Genomic DNA, 4,530 nt, shown 5'->3' on the forward strand with positions numbered 1-4,530 from the left:
GCTTCACCGCCCAGCGCGAAAAACCTCGACGTCCAACGGCGCATGATCAATTGGTATGTGGAGCGAGGCCTGTTGGTCCAAGCCATCACGCTTGCCCGCGAGCTTTTGGTCACGAAGACGTGTCTGCTCCTTGATCTCGAAGATCCGCTTCGACGCGAGGCCCGCGAACGAGCCGAGCGCTTGCTCAACTATCTGGCCTGGAGCAAACAACCGGAGGAGAGGAAACGCTCTGATTCATGGACCGGCGCTGAACCGGATGCGGCGGATGTGGAGAAGTTCCGCACGCACGATCAGGCGGAATCGCTCGTTGCGCTCTGGACTTCTATGCGGGAAGCCCGAAACGATGTGGATCATGCTGGCATGAATGAGCAGCCATCGAGAGCGAGTGCGCTGACTGATCGCATGCAGAAGTTGACAGAACAACTCAATTGCATTTTTGGAGGCGAACAAGCGATGACGATCGAACCCGATGTCGTGACGATTGATCTCAGCACGTTTTATTCGGGCGCGGCCAAGCTCGCAGATTTGCCTGAATACGAACAGCGGGCGTTGGAACTCGCCGGAGAAGGCCGCGCGGTGGTTCTCACCGGCCAGGCACCCATCTGGATGTACCTGAAGATCGCGCACGCGCTCCACGGTAAAGCGCGGCGGCTCATCTACTCCTCGCCGGTCACCGGCGAGCTGGTCATTTTCGATCATGATCCGTTCTGAATGCTGACGGAGCAAAGGACGAGGTTATATGCGGAATCAAACGCTCGAATATCAAAACCCGTTGACAGGAGAAGCGCGGCCATGCTTCATTGCGCAAACTGACTTCGGCCCGTGCTACTGCGATCAAGAGTCCGGGAAGCAGTTGTTCCTCTACGAGAACCCGATCAGCCGTGTCCTCGTCGGGCTTGATGAAGATCAAGTCGAGCACGGGCATGAGCAGCTCAAAGAGGAACTGCGGGAGCGACTCCAACAAATCGGCGCTCAGATCAAAAGTGGTTCAACGGCCGTGCGTGAGCTTGCCGAAGCGATGAGCCGCACGCTCGCCGCGCTGGACGAACCGCTCAGCGCAGAAGCCGAAGCCGTTCTGAATCTACCGAGCGATACACGGCCGGGGAAGAATCGCGCGCGATTGCGTGATCATTTTCTTCTCACGTCAGGCATCGCCGTTGCTCTAGCGCAGGCTTTGCTGATCAAAGGACACCGACCGGCAGAGATGGCCAGCGGCTTGGCCCATTTTGACGAACGAGAGGCTCTGGCACTGCTGCGACTGGCCGCGATGTGTCATGACATCGGAAAGCACCCACCCAGAGGCCATATCGAGCGGGGTCAGGCGTTCGTCCGCGACGTGTTCGCCGACTTGCTTGGGACTGAGATCATTGATGAAATCGCCGAGGCAGTTAAACGGCATCACGCCAGCCGCCGTCACCGCTTGCAAGGACTTGCGCCCGAATCCTTGATGCAGGAGATCATTTGCTTCGCTGACTCGGTCGCCTCCGGCGCAGATCGTCCCGGCGACCCCGCTTTCAACTTTCCCGGCTACGATGATGTGCGCGTGTGGGAACGTCGCTACTTCGGTGACGAGACGCCGCTTGCGCTCATCGCCGCCGATGTGGATCGCGTGCAGGGCTATGTCTTCGAGTCGGCCAAGCTGCCGGAGATGCGCGGCGCAAGCTTGATTCTGGATTTGCTCAACATCAAAGACAGCGACGAAGAAGACCGTTGGGGGAACCTCAGCATCAATCGCCGACCGATCAAAGGAATCCCACAAGTCCTCGCCGATGAATTCGGTCTTCCGCGCGAGAGCATCGTTTACGCTTCCGGCGGCGGCGCGATGATCATCGCCCCAGCCGCGCGCGCCGAGGAAATCAAACGGCGCATTGAGCGGTTGTACATTGAGACCACGCTGACAGCGACTACAACAGTGGTTTACCAGCCTCTACGGTTGCGCGACTTGGCGCTTGGCATTGATCCCATTCCGCTCGAGCACTGGTTCAGCGCGAGCGCCCGACAAGCCAGCGGCGAAGCGTGGCGATTGCTGAAACATAACCTGGTGATTGTCAGTGAAGATAAGTGGGAGAAATTCAACGCACCTGCCGATTTGAACGATCAGCACTACTACCGCAGCAAGCGATTCGGCCAATTGCAGACGGCGCTCGGCTACAAATTGCGGCGAGCCAAGCAGAGTAAGCCGACGGCTCCGCTGTTTGAAGTTTCGCCGTTCACCGAGCGTTGCGCCTACTGCCAGTTTCGTCCGGCATACAAACTCTCGTCCGATGTTGATGAACGACCCATCTGCCAGGTTTGCGACCGCAAGCGGCAACGACAGGCTCGAAGCTTCTACATTAACCAGTTCATTCAATACCTCCGCTCTGAAGCTAAACAGAGCAATGAACTACCGTACTTGAGCGGCGTGAAGCAGGATCGCAAGGTCGGCGACTGGCATGAGATTGAATCGCCGCCGGACCTTGAAGCTGTCGCTGAAGCCGGCGCGACCCGCGCGGTGAGGAACTATATCGGCATCATCTACGCCGACGGCAACGACATGGGCGCAAAGCTCGACGGCCTGGAGACCCCGGCGGCATTCAAAAGCTTCGCCGAAGACGTTCGCTCAGCCATTGAAGGGGCTGTCTTCAACGGACTCGGCACGCTGCTTGATGGTCATCGCACAACCGAGCGCGAGGAGATCAGTAGCAGCGGCCAGAAGCACAAGCGCACGCTTCGCTACCATCCCTTCGAAATCGTCTCCATCGGCGGCGATGACGTTTATCTCTTCGTTCCGGCAGACATTGCTCTCGAACTGGCGCTGCACATCTGCCGAGAATTTGAGAAAGCGTTCAACCGAGCATTGACACTGAGCGCCGGCGTCTTGCTGGCTCACGTCAACACGCCGATCTACTTTTCACGAACCATCGTCAAAGGACTCCTCAGGAACGCGAAGACGCTCGGCAAAGCTGGCGATTCGGCGATTTCAGCCGTGGATTTCCAGACGATCACCGCCGATACAGCAGCCTCTGAAAGCATCCCTCAGTTTCGCCAGCGAGCCTATTGTAACCAGAAGTTCCCAACGCTTGAGACGCTGACGATGCGCCCGCTCACGCTCGATCAGTTTCAGAAGATGATCGAGGTCGTTCGCACGCTCAAGCAGCGGAAAACTCCCAAGAGTCAACTCTATGCTTTGCGCGATGCCGTCGTCAGAGGCCCGCAGCCCCGCGCCACCAACTATTACAACTATCAACGAGCACGCAGCGATGAGTTGAAAAAAGCTTACGAGCCGTTGCATGAGTATCTGAAACAACTGTCCAGTGACGACCGCTTCTTCCCTTTCTTCAAGCCTGGGGGACAGAGCGACCTTGTCACTGCCATCGTTGATCTTGTGGAGATTTACGATTTCGTCCGTGCCACACCCTAGCGCAACGCGAGGAGGGAGAGCTATGAAGAGCATAAGGATTGTTTACCAGATGATCGCCCGCAGCGGCGTGCTTGTCGGCTCGACCGCCGATGTGCTGGACATCGGAATTGACAAAACGACGATGCGGCGACGGCGCGTCGGCAGACCGGCGAGGCAAGAACCACTCATCCCCGGCTCAACACTCAAGGGCAAGATACGTAACGAGTGCGAGCGGATACTGGCAACGCTGGGCTACACGGTCTGCCATTCGCCGCGAGCCGAAACGATGTGCCCTCATGATCCACACGTCGTGAATTCACCCTGCCCTGTTTGTCACATCTTCGGAGGCTCAGGGTTTCAGTCACGACTCTTCTTCAGCGATGCCGTTGCCAAAGCCGACGACAAGATTGCTCCATATCTCGTCCGCGTGCAAGCAGGGGTGGCGCTCTCGCGCAAGCGGCGCACTGCCGAAGATGAACGGCTCTACTACATCGAGCGCGGCGTCGAGGGGATTGTTTATGAAGGCGCGATTGACGGCTCTCTGGACGATGCGTCGGCCAACCAACAACTGGCCTTGATAATAGCCGCCATCGAGCGGCTGATTGCTCTGGGCGGCAACAAGTCGCGCGGCAGTGGTTGGATCACCACCAAGATCACCGGCGTCACGATTGATGGAAAGGATGTGAACGAAGCCGACCTGACAAAGATTCGAGAGGAGGGATTGAAGGCATGGCACAAATCGAAGTAATTGTCCGAGCCACCTCGCCGCTGTCGCTTGGCACAATGAAGGCCTACGGCGGCACGCTCATCGAAAGTGGCGATTACGTCGCAGGCGGCCATTTGCGCGGCGCGCTGGGCGCGTTGAAAAGTCTCGTCTCGTCTGCTGAGCAGGCTGAGCTTGATAAGCTTCTGGGCACGCCGACTCAGCCGGGGATTCGCTTTCCAAACTGCTATGTGAGCGACACTGCAGCGCAAAGCGTTGTGCTGCCCTACACCGCGCAAAGCTGCAAGCGCAAAAGCGGCTTCATCGGCAAGGACAAAAAGAACAAGGATCATCACGGCGTGGCCGATACGCTGCTCATGCAACTGGCTTACGACCACGTGGCCGGGGCTGATGACGAGTGGCACATACCGCTACCGTTTCAATACAA

The 4,530-nt window shown here is 57.9% G+C and carries 4 protein-coding genes; all 4 read left to right on the forward strand.

From position 1 onward, the window contains the following. On the forward strand, positions 1-711 hold a 711-nt coding region (locus tag NZ823_05365; protein MCS6804559.1), incomplete at its 5' end, for a hypothetical protein. 28 nt (positions 712-739) lie between these two features. Continuing rightward, a complete protein-coding gene (locus NZ823_05370; protein MCS6804560.1) occupies positions 740-3,400 on the forward strand; it encodes an HD domain-containing protein in 2,661 nt (886 codons plus the stop codon). Positions 3,401-3,422: 22 nt separating this feature from the next. Then, a complete protein-coding gene (locus NZ823_05375) occupies positions 3,423-4,127 on the forward strand; it encodes an RAMP superfamily CRISPR-associated protein (GenBank protein ID MCS6804561.1) in 705 nt (234 codons plus the stop codon). Continuing rightward, the coding region (locus tag NZ823_05380; GenBank protein ID MCS6804562.1) for a hypothetical protein at positions 4,109-4,530 on the forward strand (422 nt) is incomplete at its 3' end. The genes NZ823_05375 and NZ823_05380, both read left to right, overlap by 19 nt.

The organism is Blastocatellia bacterium, assembly GCA_025054955.1.
In the GTDB taxonomy this organism is placed as follows: domain Bacteria; phylum Acidobacteriota; class Blastocatellia; order HR10; family J050; genus JANWZE01.

Excerpts from the sequence above, each read along its gene's own strand:
- NZ823_05370 (MCS6804560.1), top strand. The coding sequence starts at position 740 with ATGCGGAATCAAACGCTCGAATATCAAAACCCGTTGACAGGAGAAGCG.
- NZ823_05375 (MCS6804561.1), top strand. The coding sequence starts at position 3,423 with ATGAAGAGCATAAGGATTGTTTACCAGATGATCGCCCGCAGCGGCGTG.